Source organism: Pseudonocardia ailaonensis, assembly GCF_039531635.1.
Taxonomy (GTDB): domain Bacteria; phylum Actinomycetota; class Actinomycetes; order Mycobacteriales; family Pseudonocardiaceae; genus Pseudonocardia; species Pseudonocardia ailaonensis.
Map to the genome: position 1 here is coordinate 138,022 of NZ_BAAAQK010000004.1, position 23,031 is coordinate 161,052.

General features: G+C 74.6%; 22 protein-coding genes, 1 pseudogene and 1 riboswitch. Of the genes and pseudogenes, 15 read left to right on the forward strand and 8 right to left on the reverse strand.

Annotation, left to right across the window (positions count from 1 at the left end):
- The first annotated feature begins 109 nt into the window (after nt 1-109).
- Nucleotides 110-739 carry an ATP-binding protein gene (locus tag ABD324_RS07085; RefSeq protein WP_344413703.1) on the forward strand — a complete coding sequence of 210 codons (630 nt, stop codon included), beginning with the start codon at nt 110-112 and terminating at the stop codon, nt 737-739.
- Here ABD324_RS07085 and ABD324_RS07090 read toward each other — a convergent pair.
- Complete coding sequence (locus ABD324_RS07090; RefSeq protein ID WP_344413705.1) at nt 736-1,776, reverse strand: IS481 family transposase; 1,041 nt, start codon at nt 1,774-1,776, stop codon at nt 736-738. The two genes, ABD324_RS07085 and ABD324_RS07090, sit on opposite strands and share 4 nt — an antisense overlap.
- A gap of 128 nt (nt 1,777-1,904) precedes the next feature.
- Complete coding sequence (locus ABD324_RS07095) at nt 1,905-2,543, reverse strand: TetR/AcrR family transcriptional regulator (RefSeq protein ID WP_344413707.1); 639 nt, start codon at nt 2,541-2,543, stop codon at nt 1,905-1,907.
- Between the two features lie 79 nt (nt 2,544-2,622).
- Here ABD324_RS07095 and ABD324_RS07100 point away from each other — a divergent pair, with 79 nt between their 5' ends.
- Complete coding sequence (locus tag ABD324_RS07100; protein WP_344413709.1) at nt 2,623-3,135, forward strand: DUF5709 domain-containing protein; 513 nt, start codon at nt 2,623-2,625, stop codon at nt 3,133-3,135.
- Here ABD324_RS07100 and ABD324_RS07105 read toward each other — a convergent pair.
- Both ABD324_RS07105 and ABD324_RS07110 read right to left on the reverse strand, forming a co-directional pair.
- A complete protein-coding gene (locus ABD324_RS07105) occupies nt 3,116-3,529 on the reverse strand; it encodes an SsgA family sporulation/cell division regulator (protein WP_344413711.1) in 414 nt (137 codons plus the stop codon). The two genes, ABD324_RS07100 and ABD324_RS07105, sit on opposite strands and share 20 nt — an antisense overlap.
- 142 nt (nt 3,530-3,671) lie before the next feature.
- A complete protein-coding gene (locus ABD324_RS07110; protein WP_344413713.1) occupies nt 3,672-4,238 on the reverse strand; it encodes a hypothetical protein in 567 nt (188 codons plus the stop codon).
- A 153-nt stretch (nt 4,239-4,391) separates the two neighbouring features.
- Here ABD324_RS07110 and ABD324_RS07115 point away from each other — a divergent pair, with 153 nt between their 5' ends.
- Both ABD324_RS07115 and ABD324_RS07120 read left to right on the forward strand, forming a co-directional pair.
- Nucleotides 4,392-6,098, forward strand: a complete 1,707-nt coding sequence (locus tag ABD324_RS07115) for an AMP-binding protein (RefSeq protein WP_344413715.1) — start codon at nt 4,392-4,394, stop codon at nt 6,096-6,098.
- A gap of 180 nt (nt 6,099-6,278) precedes the next feature.
- The gene (locus ABD324_RS07120) at nt 6,279-6,518 is read left to right on the forward strand and encodes a hypothetical protein (protein ID WP_344413717.1); all 240 of its coding nucleotides are present in this window, start codon (nt 6,279-6,281) and stop codon (nt 6,516-6,518) included.
- Here ABD324_RS07120 and ABD324_RS07125 read toward each other — a convergent pair.
- On the reverse strand, nt 6,499-7,197 hold the full coding sequence (locus ABD324_RS07125; RefSeq protein ID WP_344413719.1) for a DUF4097 family beta strand repeat-containing protein: 699 nt from the start codon (nt 7,195-7,197) through the stop codon (nt 6,499-6,501). The genes ABD324_RS07120 and ABD324_RS07125 overlap by 20 nt on opposite strands.
- Before the next feature lie 11 nt (nt 7,198-7,208).
- The gene (locus ABD324_RS07130; RefSeq protein ID WP_344413721.1) at nt 7,209-7,844 is read right to left on the reverse strand and encodes a flavin reductase family protein; all 636 of its coding nucleotides are present in this window, start codon (nt 7,842-7,844) and stop codon (nt 7,209-7,211) included.
- A gap of 33 nt (nt 7,845-7,877) precedes the next feature.
- On the opposite strand from ABD324_RS07130, the gene ABD324_RS07135 reads away from it, so the two are divergent.
- Nucleotides 7,878-8,807, forward strand: coding sequence for a cobalamin biosynthesis protein (locus ABD324_RS07135; protein ID WP_344413723.1), 930 nt, complete (start codon nt 7,878-7,880; stop codon nt 8,805-8,807).
- Nucleotides 8,808-8,972: 165 nt separating this feature from the next.
- Here ABD324_RS07135 and ABD324_RS07140 read toward each other — a convergent pair whose 3' ends face one another.
- Nucleotides 8,973-9,788 (reverse strand): SURF1 family cytochrome oxidase biogenesis protein, encoded by an 816-nt coding sequence (locus tag ABD324_RS07140; RefSeq protein ID WP_344413725.1) that lies wholly within the window; start codon nt 9,786-9,788, stop codon nt 8,973-8,975.
- Nucleotides 9,789-10,212: 424 nt separating this feature from the next.
- On the opposite strand from ABD324_RS07140, the gene ABD324_RS07145 reads away from it, so the two are divergent.
- The 10 genes and pseudogenes from ABD324_RS07145 (at nt 10,213) to cobT (ending at nt 22,379) form a co-directional block, all read left to right on the forward strand.
- The gene (locus ABD324_RS07145; protein WP_344413727.1) at nt 10,213-11,346 is read left to right on the forward strand and encodes a right-handed parallel beta-helix repeat-containing protein; all 1,134 of its coding nucleotides are present in this window, start codon (nt 10,213-10,215) and stop codon (nt 11,344-11,346) included.
- Between the two features lie 14 nt (nt 11,347-11,360).
- Nucleotides 11,361-12,878, forward strand: coding sequence for a cobyric acid synthase (locus ABD324_RS07150; protein WP_344413729.1), 1,518 nt, complete (start codon nt 11,361-11,363; stop codon nt 12,876-12,878).
- A 275-nt stretch (nt 12,879-13,153) separates the two neighbouring features.
- Entirely contained in the window at nt 13,154-15,370 is a 2,217-nt protein-coding gene (locus ABD324_RS07155) for a VWA domain-containing protein (protein WP_344414241.1), read from the forward strand.
- A 51-nt stretch (nt 15,371-15,421) separates the two neighbouring features.
- A complete protein-coding gene (gene cobO, locus ABD324_RS07160; RefSeq protein WP_344413731.1) occupies nt 15,422-16,036 on the forward strand; it encodes a cob(I)yrinic acid a,c-diamide adenosyltransferase in 615 nt (204 codons plus the stop codon).
- A 64-nt stretch (nt 16,037-16,100) separates the two neighbouring features.
- Nucleotides 16,101-17,594, forward strand: a complete 1,494-nt coding sequence (locus tag ABD324_RS07165; RefSeq protein WP_344413733.1) for a cobyrinic acid a,c-diamide synthase CobB — start codon at nt 16,101-16,103, stop codon at nt 17,592-17,594.
- Between the two features lie 52 nt (nt 17,595-17,646).
- The gene (locus ABD324_RS07170; RefSeq protein WP_344413735.1) at nt 17,647-18,000 is read left to right on the forward strand and encodes a cobalamin biosynthesis protein; all 354 of its coding nucleotides are present in this window, start codon (nt 17,647-17,649) and stop codon (nt 17,998-18,000) included.
- 208 nt (nt 18,001-18,208) lie between these two features.
- Entirely contained in the window at nt 18,209-19,417 is a 1,209-nt protein-coding gene (gene cobA / locus ABD324_RS07175; protein ID WP_344413737.1) for a uroporphyrinogen-III C-methyltransferase, read from the forward strand.
- Nucleotides 19,414-19,881, forward strand: a pseudogene (locus ABD324_RS07180) (histidine phosphatase family protein); the annotation flags it as partial. The gene cobA and the pseudogene ABD324_RS07180, both read left to right, overlap by 4 nt.
- Before the next feature lie 26 nt (nt 19,882-19,907).
- Nucleotides 19,908-20,102: riboswitch (cobalamin riboswitch) on the forward strand.
- Between the two features lie 35 nt (nt 20,103-20,137).
- Nucleotides 20,138-20,509, forward strand: coding sequence for a hypothetical protein (locus tag ABD324_RS07185; protein ID WP_344413741.1), 372 nt, complete (start codon nt 20,138-20,140; stop codon nt 20,507-20,509).
- Nucleotides 20,510-20,663: 154 nt separating this feature from the next.
- Complete coding sequence (cobT, locus tag ABD324_RS07190; RefSeq protein WP_344413743.1) at nt 20,664-22,379, forward strand: nicotinate-nucleotide--dimethylbenzimidazole phosphoribosyltransferase; 1,716 nt, start codon at nt 20,664-20,666, stop codon at nt 22,377-22,379.
- Between the two features lie 313 nt (nt 22,380-22,692).
- Here cobT and ABD324_RS07195 read toward each other — a convergent pair whose 3' ends face one another.
- Nucleotides 22,693-23,016 (reverse strand): hypothetical protein, encoded by a 324-nt coding sequence (locus ABD324_RS07195; RefSeq protein ID WP_344413745.1) that lies wholly within the window; start codon nt 23,014-23,016, stop codon nt 22,693-22,695.
- Nucleotides 23,017-23,031 lie beyond the last annotated feature (15 nt).

The window sequence follows — 23,031 nt, forward strand, 5'->3', positions numbered from 1 at the left end:
CGGTGCGGGCGGTGAACGGTGTCGTGGGCACGGCGGGCGGTGTTTGTGCTGGTGGTGCCCGGGGGCATCTCAAGGGTGTCCGGCAGCTCCCGCACCGAGATGAGTCGAGATGAGCCCCACGCATCCCGAGAACCACTCCGCCCGCCCCGAGACCTCCGACACCGCCGACTCCGCCGTCCCCTCCGACGCCCCCGACGCCGCCGTCCCTGACGACACCGCCGTCCCGCTCGCCACGCCGGCCGAGATCCTGGCCGCCGTGACCGCGGCCGCCCCGCCCGAGGAGGACGCGGCGGCCCTGACCGGTCTCGCCGAGTCGGTGGAGTACGTCCACCGCAGCTGGCCCGCCGACGCCAGCCAGCTCTCCGTGATCCGCCACGAGCTGCTCGGCTGGCTCGCACCGCTCGGCCTCGACACCGACCAGACGGACGACGTGGTGCTCGCGGTCGACGAGGCCGTCGCCAACGCCGTGCGGCACGCCTATCCCGACGACCACCCCGGCGACGTCCAGGTCACGCTGTGGACCGAGGGGCAGGCGCTCTGCATCGAGATCACCGACCACGGCAGCTGGCGGCCCACCGGCGGGGTCGTGACGGCCGACGGGCGCGGCGGGCGCGGGATGCTGCTGATGCAGCACATGGTCGAGACCGTGCTCGTGCACTTCGACGACCGGGGCAGCCGGGTGCTGCTGCGGCACCGCTTCGGCGAGAGCCCCTCGGAGCCGGCCCGACACAGCGCCTAGCTGTCCCGCTGGCAGAGGTTGTTGACGCGGTGGGCGGGTGGGTGTCCGCCGAGCGCGGTGTGGGGCCGGTGGAAGTTGTAGCCGTGCAGCCAGGTCGGGAGCGAGGCGACACGCTCGGCTGAGGAGTCGAACACGGTGGCGTAGGCCCACTCCTGGGCCAGCGTGCGGTTGAACCGTTCCGCTTTCCCGTTCGTCCAGGGGCAGCGGGGCTTGGTAAACCGCTGCGCGATGCGGAGCTCGGTGCAGGTCGCGGCGAACATCCGGCTCCGCCGGTAGGACCAGGCGTTGTCGGTCATGATCCGTTCCATGCGGACCCCGTGGCCGGCGAACCAGGAATGCGCGCGGCGCAGGAACCCGGTGCAGGCGTGCTGGTCCTCCCCGCCATCGGTCTTGTTGATGACCTCGACGTAAGCCAGCCGGGAGTGGTCATCGACCGCGACGTGGACGTAGTCGTAGCCCACCCGCGGCCCGGAGCGGGCGGCCCTGGACTGGGCGGAGTCGCGGCCATGCGCCCTCCATCCGCCGCCGTCACGGATGTGGCCGAGCTTCTTGACGTCGATGTGGACCAACTCGCCGGGGCGGGCTCGTTCGTAGCGGCGCCACCGGTTCGGGCCGTGCATCGTGGTGGCCGGATCGCCCTGGCGGAGCTGTTCGCCGGTAGGCGGGTCGAGATCACGTAGCCGGGAGATCCCGAGCCGGACCAGCACCTTGTGCACCCCGGCCGCGGAGATGTGGGTGCCGTCCTCGCGGCGCAGCTCATGCGCGATCAGGGCCGGGCCGATCTTGCGATCCCGTCGGATCCGCTCGATGCGTGCCTCGATCTCGGCCGGTGTGCGCCGCGGGCTGCGATGCGGACGCGAGGACCGCTCGTGCAGTCCGGCCTCGCCGTTGGCCTTCCAGCGGGTGTGCCATTTGTGAAGGCACTGCCGTGAGATCCCGGCCTCGGCCGCAACATGGGCCTTCGGGCGGCCACGGTCAACACGCAGACACAGCCTGCGCTTGCCTTCGACGGTCAGCGGGGCATTACGGTGCGACACGAGGCCTCCGGGCTGCAGGTGAGGTTCCTAGACAGCTCCACACCTCGCCCGGAGGTCCTCGTCATATCAAGATCATCGATCCCGGCGTGTCACACCCGCCGCGTCACCAACCTCCATGAGTGGGACACCTAGCGGGCCTCGCGGCCCAGCAGGGCGTCCGTGGCCCGCGTGACGTGGGCGATCACGGTCCCCGGATCGGCCGAGACCATCGGCTCGGTGCGGATCACCTTGCGCAGCAACGCGATCCCCAGCAGCCAGGCGAGGACGAGATCGGAGCGCAGGGCGGCGTCCGCCTCGTCGGTGGTGTCGGCGAGCCCGGCGAGCGCGCCGCCGTAGGCCGCGCGCAGCTCGTCGCGGATCGTGGCCGAGGCCTCGGGGCTGCCCGTGGACCGCAGGGCCGCGAAGAACAGGGTCCCGGGGTCCGGGTCGCCCTCGGGGCCCATGATCTTCGCCAGGGTCCGCGGGAGGAGGTCGGCCACCGGTCCGTCGTGGAGCACCTGCAGGGCCTGGCCGGTCACGGCCTCGGCGAACAGCCCCTCCTTGGAACCGAAGTGGCGGAACAGGAGCGCCTGGTTGACGCCGGCGCGCTCGGCGACCGCCCGGACCGTGGTGCCGTCGTAGCCCTCCGCCGCGAAGAGCTCGCGGGCCGCGGCCAGCAGGGCGCGCCGGGTGGCGGCCGAGTCGCGGGTGCGGGCTCCGCCGGCCGGTCCGCCGGGGCCGGCTCCGCCGGCCGGGCCGTTCGGACCGGCCCGGTCCTCCGAGGTCATGGCGTTATCGGACCACGCGGGGTGTGCGGGTCCGGTTCGCGGGGTAGGCCGCAGGTGTCCGCGAACGATCGGAGACGCTGTGCCCCGCGACCTTCCCGACGACATCCCGGAGACCTCCCCGGACCTCGCCGAGGCCCTGCAGCTCGGCAACGAGGAGACGCTGACCGGCCCCGCCGGCACGGATCCGCTCGACGCCGGCTACGTGCCGCCGGACCGCCCGTACGGGGTGGAGGACCCGGCCGTGACGCCGGCGGGCCAGCGGGAGGGGGAGTCGCACGAGGAGCGGCTGCGCCGTGAGCAGCCGGAGGAGGAACCGCCCGTCGACGTGGAGCGGGCGGGGCGGCTGGAGGCCGACGGCGAGGCGGCCCGCGACGTCGGGATCGACGGCGGCGCGGCCTCCGCGGAGGAGGCGGCGGTGCACGAGCCGGACCTCGGGATCGAACCCGTGGCCGACGACTCGCCGGTGGGGGATCCGGAGGTGGCGGCCGCCCTGGAGGAGGAGCCGTGGCCGAACCGGGCCCGGCGCGACGCCGAGCGCGACATCAGCCGCACCGGCACCGAGGACGGACGGTCTACTCGCAACCCTGCGTGATCTGCTCGATCACCCGGTCGAGGTCCATGGCGTCGGACTCGTCACCGAAGGCGACGAGCTCCGCGGAGGACTCGACGAAGTGCCGCAGCAGGTCCCGGTCCACCTCGAGCACCGCGCGGCCGTCCGTCGACCGGATCTCGATCTCGACGATGTCGTAGCCCTGCACGAGCTGCGGGCTCATCCGGATGTCGCCGAAGCCGGCGGGGCCGGACAGCGCCTCCTGGACCAGGTCGCGGGCGACGAGCCACTCGACCCACCGGTCCTGCCTGGTCCGGACCGCGAGGGTGACGGCGAAGGGGTCCGCCGAGCTGTAGGTCCAGCGGGTCACGACGGGCGCGGGCTGCCCGTGCAGCACCGTGAACATGTCCTGCTGGACCGAGTCGCTGGTCTTCATCGTGTGGTCCCCCGATCTGGATCGCCGGGCCGCCGTGCGGCTGCCTTGCCCTGGGAATCGACGGCCGGCGCGGGAACGTACCGGTTTCGCCGAACCTTCACCCATTGTGGTGATCAGCAGGCTCCGACCGGCGGTGCCTGCGTCAGGTCCGCTGTGCTTGCGAGACGACCCAGATGCCGGTCGTCCCGGCCCGGACGGGCTGGACGAGCGTGAGGTGCGCGGTGCCGCCGCCGGGGTTCGTGAGGTCGAGCCGGCCCGGCGCGGTCTGCGTGACGGTGGGGTTCGTCCAGCTCCAGGTCGCGCCCGCGTAGTTCAGCGCGACCTCCTCCGGATCCAGGGTCCAGGGCTGGGCGCCGCCGTCGACGGAGGTCTGCAGCTGCTGGGCGGCGGAGACGTCCGTGACCGGCCAGAGCAGCGGGGTGCCGGTGGGGGCGGCCTGGGGGACGGTCGTCGGGGCCGGTGCGGCCGGTACCGGGGCCGACGCCGAGATCGACGCGTGGGCCGACGTCGGGGCGGCCGTCGAGCAGGCGCCCAGGGCCACCGCGAACGGCAACAGGGCGACGGGCAGGAGGGCGGCCGGAGGGAGCCGACCCGGTCCGCGCGGCGGTGAGGAGGCCCGCGCCGGTCGCGCGGGCCCGGACCCCCTCGTGCGCTCGAACGATCCGGTCGCGCCCGTGTGCCCGTCCGCCCGCCTGCCCGTCCTCGTCACGGGTGGGGACGCTAGTTCGGCCGGCGGCACCGGGCCCGTCCGACGCGCGGGCACGTCCGGGTGGGGTACCTGTCCGATGCGTGGGGTGGCGCGCCCGGCCGTGGCGATTAGGGTTCGCCGCAGCAGAGCCGCCGATCTTCGTGAGGTCACGACATGTCCGACAGCAGCCGAGTGTCTGCGAGCGGTGCAGCGTTCTACAGCGCCCGGGACTTCCTCCTGGCGAACCGCACCGACTACGACGCCGCCGTGCGTGGCTTCCGCTGGCCCGAGCTGACCGAGTTCAACTGGGCGCTGGACCACTTCGACGCCGTCGCGGCCGACGAGGAGCGGGGCGCGCGCAAGGCCCTGTGGATCATCGAGGCGGACGGCCGCGACGCCTCCTGGACCTACCGGGAGCTGGCCGAACGCTCGAACCGGGTGGCGAACTGGTTGCGGGACAAGGGCGTCGGGCGCGGCGACCGGATCATCCTGATGCTCGCCAACCAGCTGGAGCTGTGGGAGACCCTGCTCGCGGCGATGAAGCTGGGCGCCGTCGTCATCCCCGCGACCACGCTGCTCACCGCCGACGACCTGCGGGACCGGGTGGACCGCGGCCGGGCGAAGCACGTGATCGTCGGGCACGGCGACGCCTCGAAGTTCGCCGACGTCGAGGGCGACTACACCCGGATCTCCGTCCGCGGGGCGTCGAAGGGCTGGGAGGACTACACCGAGGCCTACGACCGCAGCACGGTGTTCGTGCCGGACGGCCCCACCCTGGCCACGGACACGCTGCTGCTCTACTTCACCTCGGGCACCACGGCCAAGCCGAAGCTGGTCGAGCACACCCACCAGTCCTACCCGGTGGGCCACCTCTCGACGATGTACTGGATCGGGCTCGAGCCCGGCGACGTCCACCTCAACATCTCCTCGCCCGGCTGGGCCAAGCACGCGTGGTCCAACGTCTTCGCGCCGTGGCTGGCCGAGGCGACCGTGCTCGTCATGAACTACACGAAGTTCTCCGCCGAGGAGCTGCTCGGCGTGCTCGACCGCTGCGCCGTCACCAGCTTCTGCGCGCCGCCGACGGTGTGGCGCATGCTGATCCAGGCGGACCTCTCCGTCCTGCGGACGCCGCCGCAGAAGGTCGTCGGCGCCGGTGAGCCCCTGAACCCCGAGGTGATCGAGCAGGTCGAGAAGGCCTGGGGACTCAAGATCCGGGACGGGTTCGGGCAGACCGAGTCGTCGGTCCAGATCGCGAACCCGCCCGGCTCGCCGATCAAGCCGGGCTCCATGGGGCGCCCCATGCCGGGCTTCCCGATCGAGCTGATCGACGCCGCCACCGGCGAGAAGGCGGACGAGGGCGAGATCTGCATCGACCTGTCGCGGCGGCCGATCGGGCTCATGGTGGGCTACGCCGGCGACGAGGAGCGCAACGCCGAGGCGATGGCCGGCGGCTACTACCACACCGGCGACGTCGGGGCCCGGGACGCGGACGGCTACATCACCTACGTGGGCCGCGCCGACGACGTCTTCAAGGCGTCGGACTACCGGATCAGCCCGTTCGAGCTGGAGAGCGTGCTCATCGAGCACCCGGCCGTGGCGGAGGCGGCGATCGTGCCGTCGCCGGACCCGGTGCGCCTCGCCGTCCCCAAGGCGTACGTGGTGCTCGCGGCCGGCTACGAGCCGACCGAGGAGACGGCGCAGGACATCCTGCGGTTCGCGCGCGAGAACCTGGCCCCCTACAAGAGGATCCGCCGCCTGGAGTTCCACGAGCTGCCCAAGACGATCTCCGGCAAGATCCGCCGGGTGGAGCTGCGCGGGCGCGAGGGCGAGATCCACGCGGACCCGGAATCCACGCCGTCGGGGGAGTTCACCCTCCCGTAGGGGGTTCCGGGTGGAACGAGCGGCCGGTCGTCGGGTAGTCATTGCCCTGCAACGGTCGTGACGCCATCGACCGGCGCGGGAAAGGCGAGGCCTTCGGTGAGGGACAGCACCGGGCGCCCGCTCACGGTCGAGCGGTGGAGCCCGGGGGTCCGGGGACGAGGGGGCAGCGTGGACGGCGGCGTGGACGGCAGGGTGGACGGGAACGGCGACAGGGCGTACCGGCCGGGGGACGGGCCCATGGCCGGGGTGCTCGCGCAGATGCCCGAGGTGGTGGGGCGGCTGCTCGACCAGCACGTGCCGGACCGCCTCGGCCGCTGCTCCGCCTGCCGCAACGCCGGCTCCGGGGTCGTCTGGCCCTGCACGCTGCACCAGATCGCGACCCGCGCCGCCGCCCTGCGCGTTAGACGGGCGCGACCGTGACGGCGCCGTTGGTGGTCGTGAGGTCGAGGGTGTGGGCGCCCGCGGGGTCGTCCGGGATCCGGAGGTCGCGGTTCCCGTTCGTGGTGCTGACGACGACCCGGTAGGCGGCCCGCGGGACGGTGAGGGTGATGGCGCCGTTGGAGGTGCGGGCGCGCACGTCCTGCGCGGTGGTGAGGGCGAGCTCGATCCGGCCGTTCGACGTCGTGGCGTCGACGGTGCCACGCAGGCCGCGCCCGGTGATGGCCCCGTTGCTGGTGTTGACGCGAACGGCGTCGGCGCCGTCGATCTCGACGGCACCCGAGCTCGTCTCCACGTCCACCCGGCCGACGCCGGTGAGCGACAGGGCGCCCGACGCCGTCCGGCCGCTGACGGGCAGGCCCGCCGGGACCGTCACGGTGTAGTCGACGGAGCAGTTGTAGCCGCAGGTGCCGAGGACGAGCGTGCCGCCCTCGATGCGATGCGTCGGCTGGGTGGGCGCGGTGCCGCGGAAGCGGAGGGTGCGCTCGAGGGCCGGGGCGCCCGTGCGCACGGTGAGCGCGCCACTGTCGTTGTCGATGCGGACCGCGGTGATCGTGGCGTCGAGCGCCGGGCGGTCGGTCTGCGTGCTGCCGCCCGCGACGCCGCAGCCGGCGACCAGCGCCCCGATCGCGAGCAGCAGTCCGAATCGTCCGGGTCGCATGGCGTGGAACCCTAGTCGTCGCGGCGGTAGTGGCCCGGCCAGGTGTCGTACGGGATGCGGGTGATGTCGAGGATCTTGCCGAGCGTGGCCCACTCGTTGCGGCCCAGCCGGGCCAGCGGACGGAGCTTCTCCGACGAGGGGAGGTGGTTGCCGCGGGCGTCGGTGTCGAAGACGTCCTCGTCGATCGCGGCGTGCAGGACCCGGCCGATGACGATCGTCGAGTCGCCCAGCTCGACGGCCTGGTGCAGCCGGCACTCCAGGGCGACGGGGGACTCGGCGACGCGCGGCGGGGCGACCGTGCGGCTCGGCTCGCGGGTCAGGCCGACCTCGGTGAACTCCGAGAGGTGCGCGGGGAAGTTCGTGCCGGTGGCGTTGATCTTCTCGAACATGGCCTCGTTCGCCAGGCTGACCACGAACTCGCCGGTCTCGACCACGTTGCGCAGCGAGTCCTTCTTCCCGACCGAGGTGAACTGGATCATCGGCGGGTCCACGCAGGAGACGGTGAAGAACGAGTGCGGCGCGAGGTTGTCGACGCCCGCGGCGGAGCGGGTGGAGACCCACGCGATCGGGCGGGGCACCACCACCGAGTTGAGGATCTTGTAGAACGGCCCGGCGCCGAGCTCGGTGGGGTCGATGTCCGTGCGCATGCCCCGATCATGCCGGTCGGTAGCGTCCGGGGCATGTCTTCTCGGTCGCGGGCCCTCGGACTCCTGCTGGGCACGGCCGCCGACCTGGTGTTCGCCGACCCGCGCCGGGGGCATCCCGTCGCGGGGTTCGGGCGGGTGGCCGCGGCGCTGGAGAAGCGGGTATGGGCGGACTCGCGGGCGGCCGGGGTGGGGTACGTCGGGGTGCTGGTGGGTGGGGTCGTGGGCGGGGCCGTCCTGGTCCGGGGGCGGGGTGCCGTCGAGCTGCTCGGCACGGCGGTCGCGACCTGGGCGGTCCTGGGCGGGACCTCGCTCGTCCGGGAGGGGGAGGCGCTGGGGCGGTCCCTCGAGGCGGGCGACCTCGCCGCCGCCCGGGCCCGGATCCCGCACCTCTGCGCCCGCGATCCGGAGCGGCTCGACGCGGCGGGGATGGCCCGCGCGGGGGTGGAGTCCGTGGCGGAGAACACGTCCGACGCCGTCGTGGCCCCGTTGTTCTGGGGTGCGGTCGCGGGGGTGCCCGGGCTGCTCGGCTACCGCGCGGTGAACACCCTGGATGCGATGGTGGGCTACCGGTCGGCGAGGTACGAGAACTTCGGCTGGGCCGCCGCGCGGCTCGACGACCTGGTGAACCTCGTCCCCGCCCGGCTCGCGGCGCTGCTCACGGCCGTGGCCGCGCCGCTGGTCGGCGGGTCACCCCGGGCCGCGGTGCGCGCGTGGAAACGGGATGCGGCCTCGCACCCGAGCCCGAACGCGGGCCCGGTCGAGGCGGCCGCGGCGGGGGCGCTGGGGATCCGGCTGGGTGGGCCGACGGAGTACGAGTACGGGATCGAGGACCGGCCCTCGCTGGGCTCCGGGTCAGTGCCCGCGCCCGCTGACCTGCGGCGGGCGGGGCGGCTGTCGAGGGCGGTGGGGTTGCTCGCGGCGCTGGGGGCGGCGGGGATGGCGGCCGGGCTCTCGCGGCGGTGAGGCGAACGGGGTGGTCGCCGGGTCTCGCGCCGGGGCGAGGGGAGCAGGGTGGCCGCCGGGTTCTCGCGAGGGCGGCGGGTCCGGTCCGTCGGGCCCGCGGCGGCGCCGCCGTCCTGCGGTCGCATCGCCGCAGGTCAGGTGGGGTTGTGAGTGCTTTTCGTCCCTCTAGGGGGCATTGCCGCTCACAGGGGGGTCGACGTCGCGGCCGGCGAGGGCGTCGCGGAGGCTCGCCTTGCGTTCGCGGCGGCCGCGCCGTTGCAGGATCTCGAGGCGGATGAAGTAGCCCAGCGCGATGAGAGCGATCGCGCCGAAGGTGAGCCACTGCAGGGCGTAGGAGCCGTTGGTGAAGGGGGCGGCGCTCGTCGGCGGGGAGACCGGGATCGGGGTCAGGACGCCGGGCTGGCCGGCGGCGAGCATCACGTAGCCCTGCACGACGCCGGTGAGGCCGGCGGCGGTCGCCAGCTCGCGGGAGTCCGCGGCGTAGATCTGGCGGTGGCCGTCCGTGGTCAGCGGGGGGCGGCCACTGGTGTCGGTCTCGTTGACGCGCAGCCTGCCCGTGAGGGTGACCGGGCCGGTCGGGGCGGCGGCGAAGGTGGGGATGGCCTGGCCGTCGTCCATCGCGACCGAGCCGCGGTCGACCGCGACGATCCGGCCGTCGTCGAGCCGGACGGGGGTGAGGACCTCCGAGGCCGGCGCGCCGTCGATGAACCGCAGCCGCACCAGGGCCTCGGACTCCGGCAGGTACCGGCCGGTCACGGTGACCTGCCGCCACTCGCTCGCGGGATCGATCGCCCCGGCCGTCACCAGCTGGGGGAAGGGGACGGGCGGGGTCGAGTTCGCGAGGTCGATCGCCTGCTGCTGGGCGTCCCGCTGGTGCTCGCGGCCGAACTGCCAGGGCGCGAGGAGGGTGTAGCACGCCACGACGAAGGCGATGACGACCGCCATGAAGGCCAGCCAGCCGGGGCGCAGCAGGAAGCGCATGCCCCCACCGTACGAGGCCGGGGGCCGCGCCGACCCGCCGGTCCCGCGGCACCCGGGCCGGCTGGTGCGGGGGGACGCTCGCGGGCGGGGTCACCTCGGCAGGGGGGCCGGAGGGTTCGGGGACGGAACGGACAGCGCAGCGTGGTGGGCGTCACTCGTCGGGATGGTGCGGGTCACCCGGAGTGGTGGAGGTCGGCGTCGCGGCGCTCACCCGGCGCCATTCTTCGCGCGTCCAGTGCGTGACCGGTCGGTCACGGCGGGGGCACGATCGGGAGGGGCCGGGATGGGGGCGCACGTGCGTGCGAGTGGGGGACGGGTGCGCCGATGGCGTGCCGGGGCGGTGGTCGGCGGTGTGGTCGTGGCGATCGCGGCGGCGTCGGGGGCAACGGCGAGTGCGCAACCCGCGGCGCCGGTGACTGTGCCGGTGACGCTCGGCTGTCCGGGATCGACGGCGGCGACGCTCGCCGCGGCGGTCGCGGCCGCCCCGAGCGGCGGGACGGTGCAGGTGTGCGCCGGGACGTTCGCGGGCGGCGTGACGATCACGAAGCCGCTGACGCTGCTGGGCGCGAAGGCCGGTGTGGACGGTCGCGGGCGCACCACGACCGCGGGCGAGTCCGTGATCACCGGGGCGGGCACCGCGGCGATCACCGTCGGCACCGGGGTGTCGGGTGTGCGGATCGACGGGTTCACGATCGCCAACGCGGTTCAGGCGACGACCACGCAGGCCGGGATCCTGGCCGTGTCCAACGGCGCCGGGATCACCATCAGCGACAACGTGATCAGCCGGTTCAGCTTCGGCGTCAACATGAACTCCAACGGGAGCGCGCCGAGCCTGGTGAGCCGCAACAGGTTCGCCGAGAACAACGGGGTCGGCGGGCAGGCCGGGGTGTTCCTCTGCTGCGGGCCCGCGAACAACCTCACGATCTCCGACAACTACTTCACCGGGCACTCGGGCGACGCGGCCACCGCGGTCAACACCGCCGGGGACGCGGCGCACCCGTCGACCGGGCTCAAGATCGTCAACAACCAGAGCATCGACGACTCGACGTTCGCCGTGGTCGTCAACGCGACCGGCGCCGTCGTCTCGCACAACCAGGTGATCCACACGGCCACCAGCACGGTCCCGGCCGGCAGCGCGATCCTGGTCGGCGGCGGCACGAACGGGGTGGCCGTGAGCGACAACAGCATCGTCGGCGGCCAGTCCACCGGCGTGCGGGTGTCGAACGCCTTCGGGCCGGCCAACATCGGGCTCACGGTGACGGGCAACAACGTCGTCGACCGGCAGAACGGCGTCCGGCTGACCGGGCAGACGTCCGGGCGGATCAGCGGCAACAACGTCCTGCGCAGCGCGCAGGTCGGGATCCTGCTCGACGGTCCGCCGACGGTCGACGCCGCGGCGAACGCGGGCGTCACGGTCACGGGGAACAAGGTGCTGCAGAGCACGGTCAGCGACTGCACGGACCGGTCCACCGGTGCGGGTACCGCGGGCACGGCCAACACCTGGACGGGGAACATCGGTGTGAAGAGCACCCCGGCCCGTCTGTGCGCCCTGTTCTGACGGATAGTGGCCCCGTGAAGGGTGCACTGCTCGTTGCCGGGACCACGTCGGACGCCGGCAAGAGCGCGCTCGTCGCGGGGCTGTGCCGGGCGCTGCACCGGCGCGGGGTGTCCGTGGCGCCCTTCAAGGCGCAGAACATGAGCAACAACTCCGTCGTGACCGTCGACGGCGGGGAGATCGGGCGGGCCCAGGCCATGCAGGCACACGCCTGCGGCCTGGCCCCGTCCGTCGCGTTCAATCCGGTGCTGCTCAAGCCGGGCAGCGACCGGACCTCGCAGGTGGTGGTGCGGGGGCGGGCCGCCGGGCACGTCTCGGCGATGTCGTACCGGACCAGGACCGCGGCCCTTCGCGAGGTGGTGGCGGAGTCGCTGGCGGACCTGCGGTCACGGTACGACGTCGTGATCTGCGAGGGGGCCGGCTCGCCCGCGGAGATCAACCTGCGGGCCACGGACCTGGCCAACATGGGCCTCGCGGAGGCCGCGGACCTGCCGGTGATCGTGGTGGGGGACATCGACCGGGGCGGGGTGCTGGCGCACCTCTTCGGGACGGTCGGGGTGCTGGCGCCGGCGGACCAGGCGCGGATCGCGGGGTTCGTGATCAACAAGTTCCGCGGGGACCCGGCGCTGCTCGCTCCGGGTCTCTCGCAGCTGCAGTCGTTGACGGGGCGGCCGACGTTCGGGGTGGTGCCCTGGTCGGACCGGTTGTGGCTCGACGCCGAGGACTCGCTCTCCGCGGTCGCGGACGGCGTGCTCGGGCGGCCGGCGCCGCCGGTCGGGTCGCAGTGGCTCCGCGTCGCGGTGGTGCGGCTGCCGCGGATCTCCAACGCCACCGACGCCGAGGCGCTGGCGTGCGAGCCGGGTGTCGCGGTGCGGTACGTGACGGAACCGTCGCGGCTGCTCGACGCCGATGTGGTCGTGCTGCCGGGGTCCAAGGCGACGGTCTCGGATCTGGCGTGGCTGCGGTCGTCGGGGCTGGCGGACGGGGTGGCTGCGCACGCCGCCGCGGGGAAGCCGGTGCTCGGGATCTGCGGCGGGTACCAGATGCTCGGGCGGCGGATCACCGACTCCGGGGTGGAGTTCGACGGTTCCGTCGAGGGCCTGGGGCTGCTGGACCTGGAGATCTCCTTCGACGCGGAGAAGCACCTGGGGACGCCGTCGGGTTTCGCTCTCGGCGAGGCGGTGACGGGCTACGAGATCCATCACGGGCGGGTCGTGCGGTCGGGCGATCCCGAGTTCCTGGACGGGGAGGGGTCCGAGCGCGGGACCGTGCTCGGGACGCACTGGCACGGGCTGCTGGAGAACGACGCCTTCCGCCGGGCGCTGCTCGCGCGGTGGGCCGTCGAGTCGGGGCGGGACGGGTTCCGGGTCGCGGCGGACACGTCGTTCGCGGCGGAGCGGACCGCGCAGCTCGACGTGCTAGCGGACCTGGTCGACGGACACCTCGACATGACCGCACTTGAACATGTGATCAGTCACGGCGCGTCCCCGGATCTGCCGGTGCTGGCCTCCGGTCTGGCAGAGTCGCGCCGGTGAGCGAGCGGGCGGGCGACGGAGCGGCAGGGAGCGAGCGGGGGAGCGACGGGTCGGTTCCGGGCGAGCGGGCGGGCGACGGGTCGGTTCCGGGCGAGCGGGCGGGCGACGGGTCGGTTCCGGGCGAGCGGGCGGGCGACGGGTCGGTTCCGGGCGAGCGGGCGGGCGACGGGTCGGTTCCGGGCGAGCGGGGGAGCGACGGGTCGGTTCCGGGCGAGCGGGGGAGCGACGGGTCGGTTCCGGGGTTTCCGTTCTCCGCCGTCGTCGGGCACGACGACCTGCGCCTGGCGCTGCTGCTCAACGCCGTGCACGACGGAATCGGCGGCGTGCTGGTGCGGGGGGAGAAGGGCACCGCGAAGTCGACGGCGGTGCGGGCGCTCGCGGCGCTGCTGCCGGCGGTGTCCGTGGTGGGCGGGTGCCGGTTCTCGTGTGATCCCGCGGCGCCGGACCCGGGGTGCCCGGACTGTGGTCCACGGGTGCGTGGCGCAGCGGCCCGTGCGTGGGAGACCGGTGCGGACCGTGCGGACGGGGCGGCCGCGGAGGTCGGCGGTGGATCCGAGGGCGGGGGCCCGGTGGACCGTCCCGCGCGGCTCGTCGAGCTGCCTGTCGGGGCGACCGAGGACCGGCTCGCCGGATCGCTCGACCTCGAGCGGGCGCTGGCCGACGGCACCCGCGCCTACCAGCCCGGGCTGCTCGCCGAGGCCCATCGCGGCGTGCTCTACGTCGACGAGGTCAACCTGCTGCACGACCATCTCGTCGATCTCCTGCTCGACGCCGCCGCCATGGGTCGCGTGCACGTCGAGCGGGACGGGGTGTCGGTCTCGCACGCGTCACGGTTCCTGCTGGTCGGGACGATGAACCCCGAGGAGGGTGAGCTGCGGCCGCAGCTGCTCGACCGGTTCGGGCTGACCGTCGCGGTGCGCGCGGCCCGCGAGGTCGGGACCCGCGTGGAGGTCGTGCGGCGGCGGATGGCGTACGAGGCGGATCCGGCCGGGTTCGCGCGCTCCTGGGAGCCCGCGGAGCGGGAGGTCGCCGCGCAGGTCGTGGCGGCGCGCTCGCGGCTGGGCTCGGTGGTGCTGAGCGATCGCGAGCTGTCGCGGATCGCGTTCGTGTGCGCGCGGTTCGACGTCGACGGCATGCGGGCGGACCTGGTGATCTCGCGGACCGCGGTGGCGCACGCGGCCTGGCGCGCGGTCGCCGCGGTCGAGGAGGAGGACGTGCGGATCGCGGCGCTGCTCGCGCTGCCGCACCGGCGGCGCCGGGACCCGTTCGACGAGCCGGGGCTGGACGAGAAGGACCTCGACCAGGCCCTGCGCGACGCCGAGGAGTACCTGGGACCGGATCCGGACGACGACCCGGACGGGTCCGATGCCTCCGACAACTCTGATGACTCCGACGCCTCCGACGGCGACCCGGATCCCGGGGACGGTGCGCAGGACGGCGCCGGGGACGGCGCGGAGGATGGCACCGAGGGCGGATCGGACGGTGGCGCCGGCTCCGGGGGCGCGGACGGTCGGGCCGACGCGCCGCGCGACTCCGCCGACCCGGACACCGGCCCGACGGATGCCGAGGACCGCGCCCCCGACCCCCGGACCACGGACGGATCCGCGCCCGAACAGCCCCTGACCAGCCACGATCGTCCCGATGTCGTCGGGGCCGGGGCGGCCGTGCAGGTCGGCACCCCCGGCCGTCTCAGCAGGGTGGCCGCGCGGCGGTTCACCGTGCCCGGGGTCGGCGAAGGGGCGCCGGGGCGGCGGTCGCGGGCGCGCGTCGACACCGGCCGCGTCGTGCGGCCCACCGACGCCGCGCCCCGCCGGGCCGCGGACCTGCACCTGCTCGCCACGATCGCCGCCGCCGCCCCGCACCAGCGCGACCGTGGCCGCACCGGGCGCCTGCGGGTGGCCCGCGAGGACCTGCGGGGCTCGGTGCGCGAGGGCCGCGAGGGCAATCTCGTGCTCTTCGTCGTCGACGCCTCGGGCTCGATGGCCGCGCGCAGACGCATGGAGGCGGTCTCGGGCGCGATCCTCGCCCTGCTCCGCGACGCCTACCAGCGCCGCGACAAGGTCGGCCTGGTGACGTTCCGCTCGGCCGGCGCCGAGCTCGTGCTGCCGCCGACGACCAGCGTCCCGACCGCGCAGGTCCGGATGAGGTCGATGCGCACCGGTGGGCGGACCCCGCTCGCCGACGGGCTGCTGCTCGCCCGGAAGGTCCTCACCGCCGAGAGGGTGCGGGACCCGCGCCGGCGGCCGCTCGTCGTCCTGCTGACGGACGGCCGCGCGACCGTGCCCGCCCGGGCCGGCGGGGATCCCGTCGCGGACGCCCGCCGCGCCGCCGCGCTGCTGGCCGCCGACGGGACCCACACCGTGGTCGTGGACTGCGAGTCGGGTTTCGTGCGCCTCGGCCTGGCCCGCGATCTCGCCGCCGCCGCGGGTGCCGCCCACCTCGCCGTCGACGACCTGACGGTGTCCGCGCTCACCACCGCTGTGAGTGCCTAGCCCCCTGGGGGCGAAGGCACTCACGGCCCGTACCGAACTGGGAGGACGTCCATGCCGCAGGGTCAGGTGACCACGGTGCCGCAGGACGGGATGACGACCCGGCAGCGCCGCAACCGGCCGCTGCTCGTGGTGCACACCGGCGCGATGAAGGGGAAGTCGACGGCTGCCTTCGGGATGGCGCTGCGCGGCTGGAACCAGGGCTGGTCGATCGGGGTGTTCCAGTTCGTGAAGTCCGCGAAGTGGAAGGTCGGCGAGGAGGAGGCGTTCCGCGCGCTCGGCAAGGTGCACGACGAGACGGGGCAGGGCGGGGCCGTCGAGTGGCACAAGATGGGCTCGGGCTGGAGCTGGAGCCGCCGCGCGGGCACCGAGTCCGACCACGCCGCCGACGCCGTCGAGGGCTGGGCGGAGATCCGCCGCCGGATCGAGAACCAGGCCCATGAGGTCTACGTGCTCGACGAGTTCACCTACCCGCTCAAGTGGGGCTGGATCGACGTCGCCGAGGTGGTGTCCGTGCTGACCGCGCGCGAGGGGCGGCAGCACGTGATCATCACCGGCCGCGATGCACCGCCGGAGCTGATCGAGGCCGCGGACCTCGTCATGGAGACCACGAAGATCAAGCACCCGATGGACGCCGGGCAGAAGGGGCAGCGGGGGATCGAGTGGTGAGAGCGGTGGGCCGCGCGGTCGCCGCCGGCCGGGCGGGATCGGGTCCGGCGGTCGGGTCGGCGGCGTGACCCGCGCGCTCGTCATCGCGGCGCCGGCCTCGGGCTCGGGGAAGACGACCGTCGCCACCGGTCTGATGGCCGCGCTGACCCGCCGGGGGACGTCCGTCGCGCCGTTCAAGATCGGCCCGGACTACATCGACCCCGGCTACCACGCCCTGGCGACCGGGCGGCCCGGCCGCAACCTCGATCCCGTCCTCGTCGGGCCCGCGCTGCTGGGGCCGCTGGTGCGGCACGGCTCCGCGGGGTGCGAGATCGCGGTGATCGAGGGCGTCATGGGGCTGTTCGACGGCAGGGTGTCCGACGGCGCCGGATCGACGGCGCAGGTCGCGGGCCTGGTCGGGGCGCCGGTGGTGCTGGTCGTGGACTGCAAGGGGCAGTCGCGCTCGCTCGCCGCGCTGCTGCACGGCTTCCGGTCGTTCGATCCGGAGACGAGGCTGGCCGGGGTGGTGCTGAACCGGGTCGGGTCGCCGCGACACGAGGAGGTGCTGCGGGCGGCGTGCGACGAGGTGGGCCTGCCGGTCCTCGGCGCGCTCCCGCGGCGGGTCGAGCTGGCGGTGCCGTCGCGGCATCTGGGTCTGGTGACGGCGGCCGAGCACGGGGACGCGGCGCTGGCGGCGGTTGATGCGATGGCCGAGCTGGTCGGCGCGCACCTCGATCTCGACGCCGTCGTCCGGATCGCGGAGCCACTCCCGGCGGGAGAGGTCTGGGACCCGGCAGCCGCGCTTGCCCGCGACCCGGGTGGGCCGACGTCCCGACTTGCGGACGTGAGCCGTGCCCCAGGCGCGTCGAGGCCCGGATCCGTGAGCGCCAAGGCCCCCGCGGACCCGGCTCGGGGTCAGCCGGGATCCGGCGTGGTGGGGGTCGGGACGGCCACGACGCGGGCCGCCGACCGCCCGCTGCGGATCGGGATGCTCGGCGGGCCCGCGTTCTCCTTCGGCTACGCCGAACATCCGGAGCTGCTCGCGGCCGCCGGGGCCGAGGTCGTGACCGTCGATCCGCTCCGGGACGAGACGCTGCCCTGGGGGACGGCCGGGCTCGTGCTGCCCGGCGGGTTCCCCGAGGAGCACGTCGCGGCCCTGGGGCAGAACGCCGGGTTGCTCGCCGCGATCCGTGAGCTCGCCGCCTCGGGGGCGCCGATCCGCGCCGAGTGCGGCGGGCTGCTCTACCTGTGCCGGGAGCTCGACGGGACTCCGCTGGTCGGGGCGCTCGACGCGACCGCAGCGATGACCGGGCGGCTCACCCTGGGGTACCGGGACGCCGTGGCCCTCGCGGACTCCTCCGGATTCGCGGCCGGGGAGCGGGTGCCCGGTCACGAGTTCCACCACTGCGCGGTCACGCCGAGGGCCGGGACGCCCGCGGCCTGGGGCTGGCGGGGCGGGGAGCCCGAGGGCTTCGTGACGGGCGGGGTGCACGGCTCGTTCCTGCACACCCACCCCGCGGGGAGCCCGGGCGCTGTCGCGCGGTTCGTCGACAACGCCGCAGCTCATGCCGGGTCGTGAGCCACGAGCGGTGCTGGAACACCGTGACGCACGCACGGAGGGTGGGGTGTGGGTGATCGGAATCGGGGCCCGGCGGGGGGTGTCGGAGGCGGCGGTGCGGGCGGCGTTGGCGGGGCTGCCGGTCGGGGAGCGGGTGTACGCCACCGTCGACCGGAAGGCCGCCGAGGCGGGGATCCTCGCGGCGATCGCGCCGGCGCCGTTGGTGGTGCGGTCGGCCGCCGAGCTCGCCGCGGTGGGGATGGACGGGAGCGTGCGGGTCGCCGCCGCCGTGGGGACGCCCAGTGTCGCCGAGGCCGCCGCGGTGCTCGTGGCGCGGGAGATCGATCCCGGCGCCGCACTCGTCGTCGGGAAAACGGTCGTGGGGGATGTGACGGTCGCCGCTGCGCTCGCCCGGACCAGGGCCTGACCTGCGGGAACTCGCCCGACGACCGGTGTGGGTGGTGCCGGGCCGGGAAGTCGGACGGTTATGCTTCCGGGCGGTCGGCGCCAGGGAACCCGGTGGGAGTCCGGGCGGACCCGCCGAGAACACCGTGACCCGGCCCGCCGGGGAGCCAGACCCCTGCCGGCCGTGGGTCGTCCCGGCGTGGCCACCGGCAGAAGGAGCGCATCCGCACGTGACCGAACACGACCAGTACCTCGTGGGACTCGAGCTCGCCGGGCGGCGGGTCGTCGTCGTGGGGGGCGGGCAGGTCGCGCAGCGGCGCGTCGCCCGGCTCATCGCGGCGGGCGCGCTGGTCGAGGTCGTCGCGCCCGAGGTGACGCCGGCCGTCGAGGGCATGGCCTCCGCCCGCGAGATCACCTGGACCGCCCGCCGCTACGCCGAGGGCGACCTCGACGGCGCCTGGTACGTGATCGCGTGCACGGACGATCCGCAGGTCAACGAGGCCGTCGGGGCCGAGGCCGAGCGCGCCCGGGTGTTCTGCGTGCGCGCCGACGACGGCAGCCGCGGCACCGCCGTGACCCCGGCGACCGGCGAGTACGACGGCCTGACGGTCGGGGTGCTGGCCTCCGGCGCCCACCGGCGGTCCGCCGCGGTACGGACCGCGCTCGTCGAGGCCCTGCAGACCGGGCTGGTGAGCGACTCGGCCGAGCCGGTGCAGCCGGGCGTCGCGCTGGTCGGGGGCGGGCCGGGGGATCCGGAGCTGATCACCGTCCGCGGGCGGCGGCTGCTGTCGCGGGCGGACGTCGTGGTGGCCGACCGGCTCGGCCCGCGCGACCTCATCGAGGAGCTGGGCCCGGACGTCGAGGTGATCGACGCCTCAAAGATCCCCTACGGGCGCGCGATGGCCCAGCAGCGGATCAACGAGCTGCTGGTCGCGCACGCGCGGGCCGGGAAGTTCGTCGTCCGGCTCAAGGGCGGGGACCCGTTCGTCTACGGGAGGGGGTTCGAGGAGATCCAGGCCTGCGCCGAGGCCGGGGTGCCGGTGACCGTGGTCCCGGGCATCACCAGCGCGTTCGCCGCGCCGGCCGTCGCCGGGATCCCGGTGAGCCATCGCGGGGTGGCGCACGAGATCGTCGTGGTGAGCGGGCACGTCGCGCCCGGGGACCCGCGCAGCCTCACCGACTGGGAGGCACTGGGCCGCATGAAGGGCACGATCGTGCTGATGATGGCGGTCGAGCGGATCACGCAGTTCGCCGCCGCGCTGATCGAGCACGGACGCCCCGCCGACACCCCCGCCGCCGTGATCCAGGACGGCACCACCCGCATCCAGCGCACGCTGCGCGCCACCCTCGGGACGGTCGCGTCGCAGGTCAAGGAGCAGGAGATCAGCCCGCCGGCGATCATCGTGATCGGGCCGGTCGCGGGCCTGACCGCTGGATGATCTTCCTGGTCCGGCACGGCGAGAGCACGTGGAACGCCGCGGGGTTGCTGCAGGGGCGGACCGCGCACGTGGGGCTCACGGCGCGCGGTCGCTCGCAGGCTCTCTCCGCCGCCCGCTCGCTCGAGGGCGCCGGCGGCCGGATCCTGACGAGCCCGCAGCGGCGGGCCCTCGACACGGCTCTCGTCCTGCGCTCGGCGCTGGGCTTGCCCGTTGATCAGTGCTCTGAGCTGCGGGAACAGTCGCACGGGGAGTGGGAGGGGCGGCCGCTGGCGGACTGCCCGCCCTGGCCTGACGATCCCGACTGGGCCCCGCCCGGCGGCGAGACGGCGCGGGAGCTGCACGCCCGCGCAACGGGCTTCCTCGCGGGGCTGACGGGTGCGGCCGTCGTCGTCACCCACGGGGAGACGATCCGGGCGCTGCTCGCGGCGGCCGCCGGCCTCCCCGTCGAGGCGATGTCCCGTGACGTCCCCGGCAACGGTGAGGTCGTGCCTTGCTTTCCGGGCGCACGCGTGATGTCGTCTGGGATCGACGGCAGTGCAGGAATCCGGTGCGAATCCGGAGCGGTCCCGCCACTGTGACCGGGGAGCACGTCCCCAGGCTCGGCCACCGCCCCTCGCGGGGTGGGAAGGCCGGGGACGTGCGCCGACCCGGGAGCCAGGACACTCGCGGCCGTCGCAGGTGATTCCACGATGAGGGCGCGGACCCTCGAGGAGGCCAACGATGACCGGCACGTCCGGAGCACCCCGGGTGCTCCTGCTCGGAACCGGCGGCGGTGAGGCGGACCCGGTCGGACCGGACCTGCTCGCGGGCGCCGACCACGTCTTCACCGTCGCGGCCGCGGAGTCGGTCGTCCTGTTCTACGCCGAGGCGTGGCGGGTGGAGCGGGTCGACCTCGTCGGCGCGGTGCGGGCGATCACGGACCTGGTGGCGCTGGACTCCCCGGCCACGATCGTGCTCACCGTCGACGGTGACCCGGCGGCCGATCCGGCCTGCCGCGCGGTGGTCGACGGGCTGGCGGTCGCGGGGATCTCGGCGGTCACCGTGCCCGGGGTGTCGGTGGTGCCGCCGCGGCTGAGCCCCCTGCCCTGGTGAACCGCGCTGCCCTGGTGAACCGCGCTGCCCTGGTGAACCGCGCTGCCCTGGTGAACCGCGCTGCCCTGGTGAACCGCGCTGCCCTGGTGAACCGCGCTGCCCTGGTGAACCGCGCCGTACCGGTGAGCCGTCCTGCCTCGGTGAGCCCTGCCCCGTGAACTTCTACGAGGTCCTGCACTCGCGGCGGGATGTCCGGTCCGGGTTCCGGCCGGAGGTGCCGGTCGACGACGCGGCCCTGCTCCGGGTGCTCGAGGCGGCCCACGCGGCGCCGAGCGTCGGGTTCTCGCAGCCGTGGGACTTCGTGATCGTCCGGTCGCCGCGGACGCGGCGGCAGGTCGCCGACCTGGTTGCCCGGCAGCGCGCGGCGTACGCGGCGTCGCTGCCCCGGGCGCGGGCGTCGGCGTTCGAGGCGCTGAAGGTCGAGGCGGTGCTGGACACGCCCGTCAACGTCGTCGTGACGGTCGACCCGACCCGCGGCGGCCGGCACACGCTCGGCCGCTTCGGCCGGCCCGAGATGGCCGCGCACTCCGTGGCCGGGGCCGTGCAGAACCTGTGGCTGGCGGCCCGGGCCGAGGGCCTGGGCGTCGGCTGGGTGAGTTTCTTCGACGACGACGGGCTGGCCGCGCTCGGCGCGCTGCTGGGTCTCCCGGAGCACGTCGAGGTCGTGGCCTACCTGTGCGTGGGGCATGTGCGGGAGTTCGCCGCGGAGCCCGAGCTGGCCAGCGCCGGCTGGGCGCAGCGGCGGCCGCTGGGCTGGGCGGTGCACTCCGAACGGTACGGATCGCGGGCGTTGCCCGGGGAGGTCGCGATGGATCTGATCGACGAGACGGTGGCGGCGATCCGGCCGGCCGCGGCGGAGGCCATGGCCGACGCGCGGGACCGGTTGGACCGGATGACGAAGCCGCGCGGCTCGCTCGGCCGGGTCGAGGACCTCGCGGTGCGACTGGCCGGGATCGCCGGCGAATGCCCGCCGCCGGTGCCCGAGCCCGCGGCGGTCGCCGTGTTTGCCGGGGACCACGGCGTCCACGCGCAGGGGGTGACGCCGTGGCCCCAGGAGGTCACGGCGCAGATGGTCGGGAACTTCCTGGCCGGTGGGGCCGTGGTCAACGCGTTCGCGCGGCAGCTCGGCGCCGAGGTCCAGGTGGTCGACGTCGGGGTGGCCGCGCCGCTCGATCCCGTGCCGGGGCTGCTGCCGCGGCGGGTGGCATCGGGAACCGCGGACCTGTCGGCCGGCCCGGCACTGACCCGGGAGCAGGCCCGGCGGGCCGTCGAGGTGGGCATCGAGGTGGCCCGCGACCTCGTCGCGGCCGGCAACCGGTGCCTGATCACCGGGGACATGGGCATCGCCAACACCACCGCGGCCGCGCTGCTGATCTGCGCGGTCACCGGGGCCACGCCCGAGGAGGCGACGGGCCGGGGAACCGGGATCGACGACGCCACCCTCGTGCACAAGACCGAGGTCGTGCGGCGGGCTCTCGCGCTGCACGCCGTCGATCCCGCCGACGGGCTGGGGCTCCTCGCCGCATTCGGGGGGCTGGAGCACGCCGGGCTCGCCGGGTTCGTGCTCGGCGGGGCGGCGCTGCGGGTGCCCGTGCTGCTCGACGGCGTCAACGCCGGGGCCGCGGCGCTGGTCGCCTCGGTCCTCGCGCCGGACGCGATCTCCTGCTGCGTGCCGGGGCACCGCTCCGCGGAACCGGGACACCGGATCGCCATGGCGCACCTCGGGCTCGATCCGCTGCTCGACCTCGGCATGAGGCTGGGGGAGGGCACCGGGGCGCTGCTCGCGCTGCCGGTGGTGCAGGGCGCGGCCCGGGCGCTGGCGGACGTCGCGACGTTCGACGCGGCCGGGGTGGCGGACAAGGACGCCTAGGAGGGTGCTGAAAAGCTCCGGCCGTAGCGAGCGACGTCCAGGTGGTGGCATCGCAAGGCAACGCCGCGAGGTCGCCGGCTGGGCGGCGCGCAGCAGGCCCGAGCTTTTCAGCGCGCTCCTAGGGAGTGTCTGACGGAGCGCCGTCGAGTCCGCGGCGTTCCAGGTGGGTGCCCCGCAAGGCGGCGACGGGCCCTCATACCGGGCGTATTCGGGCCTGTCGCCACCGCCGCGGGGTGCCCGCCTGGGGCGTCGCGGGCCGACGGGGTCCGTCAGACGCTCCCTGGCGGCTGCCGGACCGGGCGGGGCCCGGGGCTCAGCGGGGGAGGCGGTCCAGGATCTCCGCGAGGGTGGACGTGATCCCGGTGAGCTGGGTGTCGATGCCCTCGAGACGGTTGTCCACGCCGTCCAGACGACGGTCGATCCCGTCGAAGCGCTGGTCGACGCCGTCGAAGCGCTGGTCGACGCCGTCGAAGCGTTGATCGACGCCGTCGAAGCGTTGATCGACGCCGTCGAATCGGCGGTCCACCGCGTCGAAGCGCTCCCGGGCCTCGTCCCGGACCTCGGTGACGAGCTCGTAGAGCGCGGCGATGTCGTTGTCGTGCTGCGCGAGCCGCTGCTCGACGGTCTTCGGGGCCATGCGCAGAGGCTAACC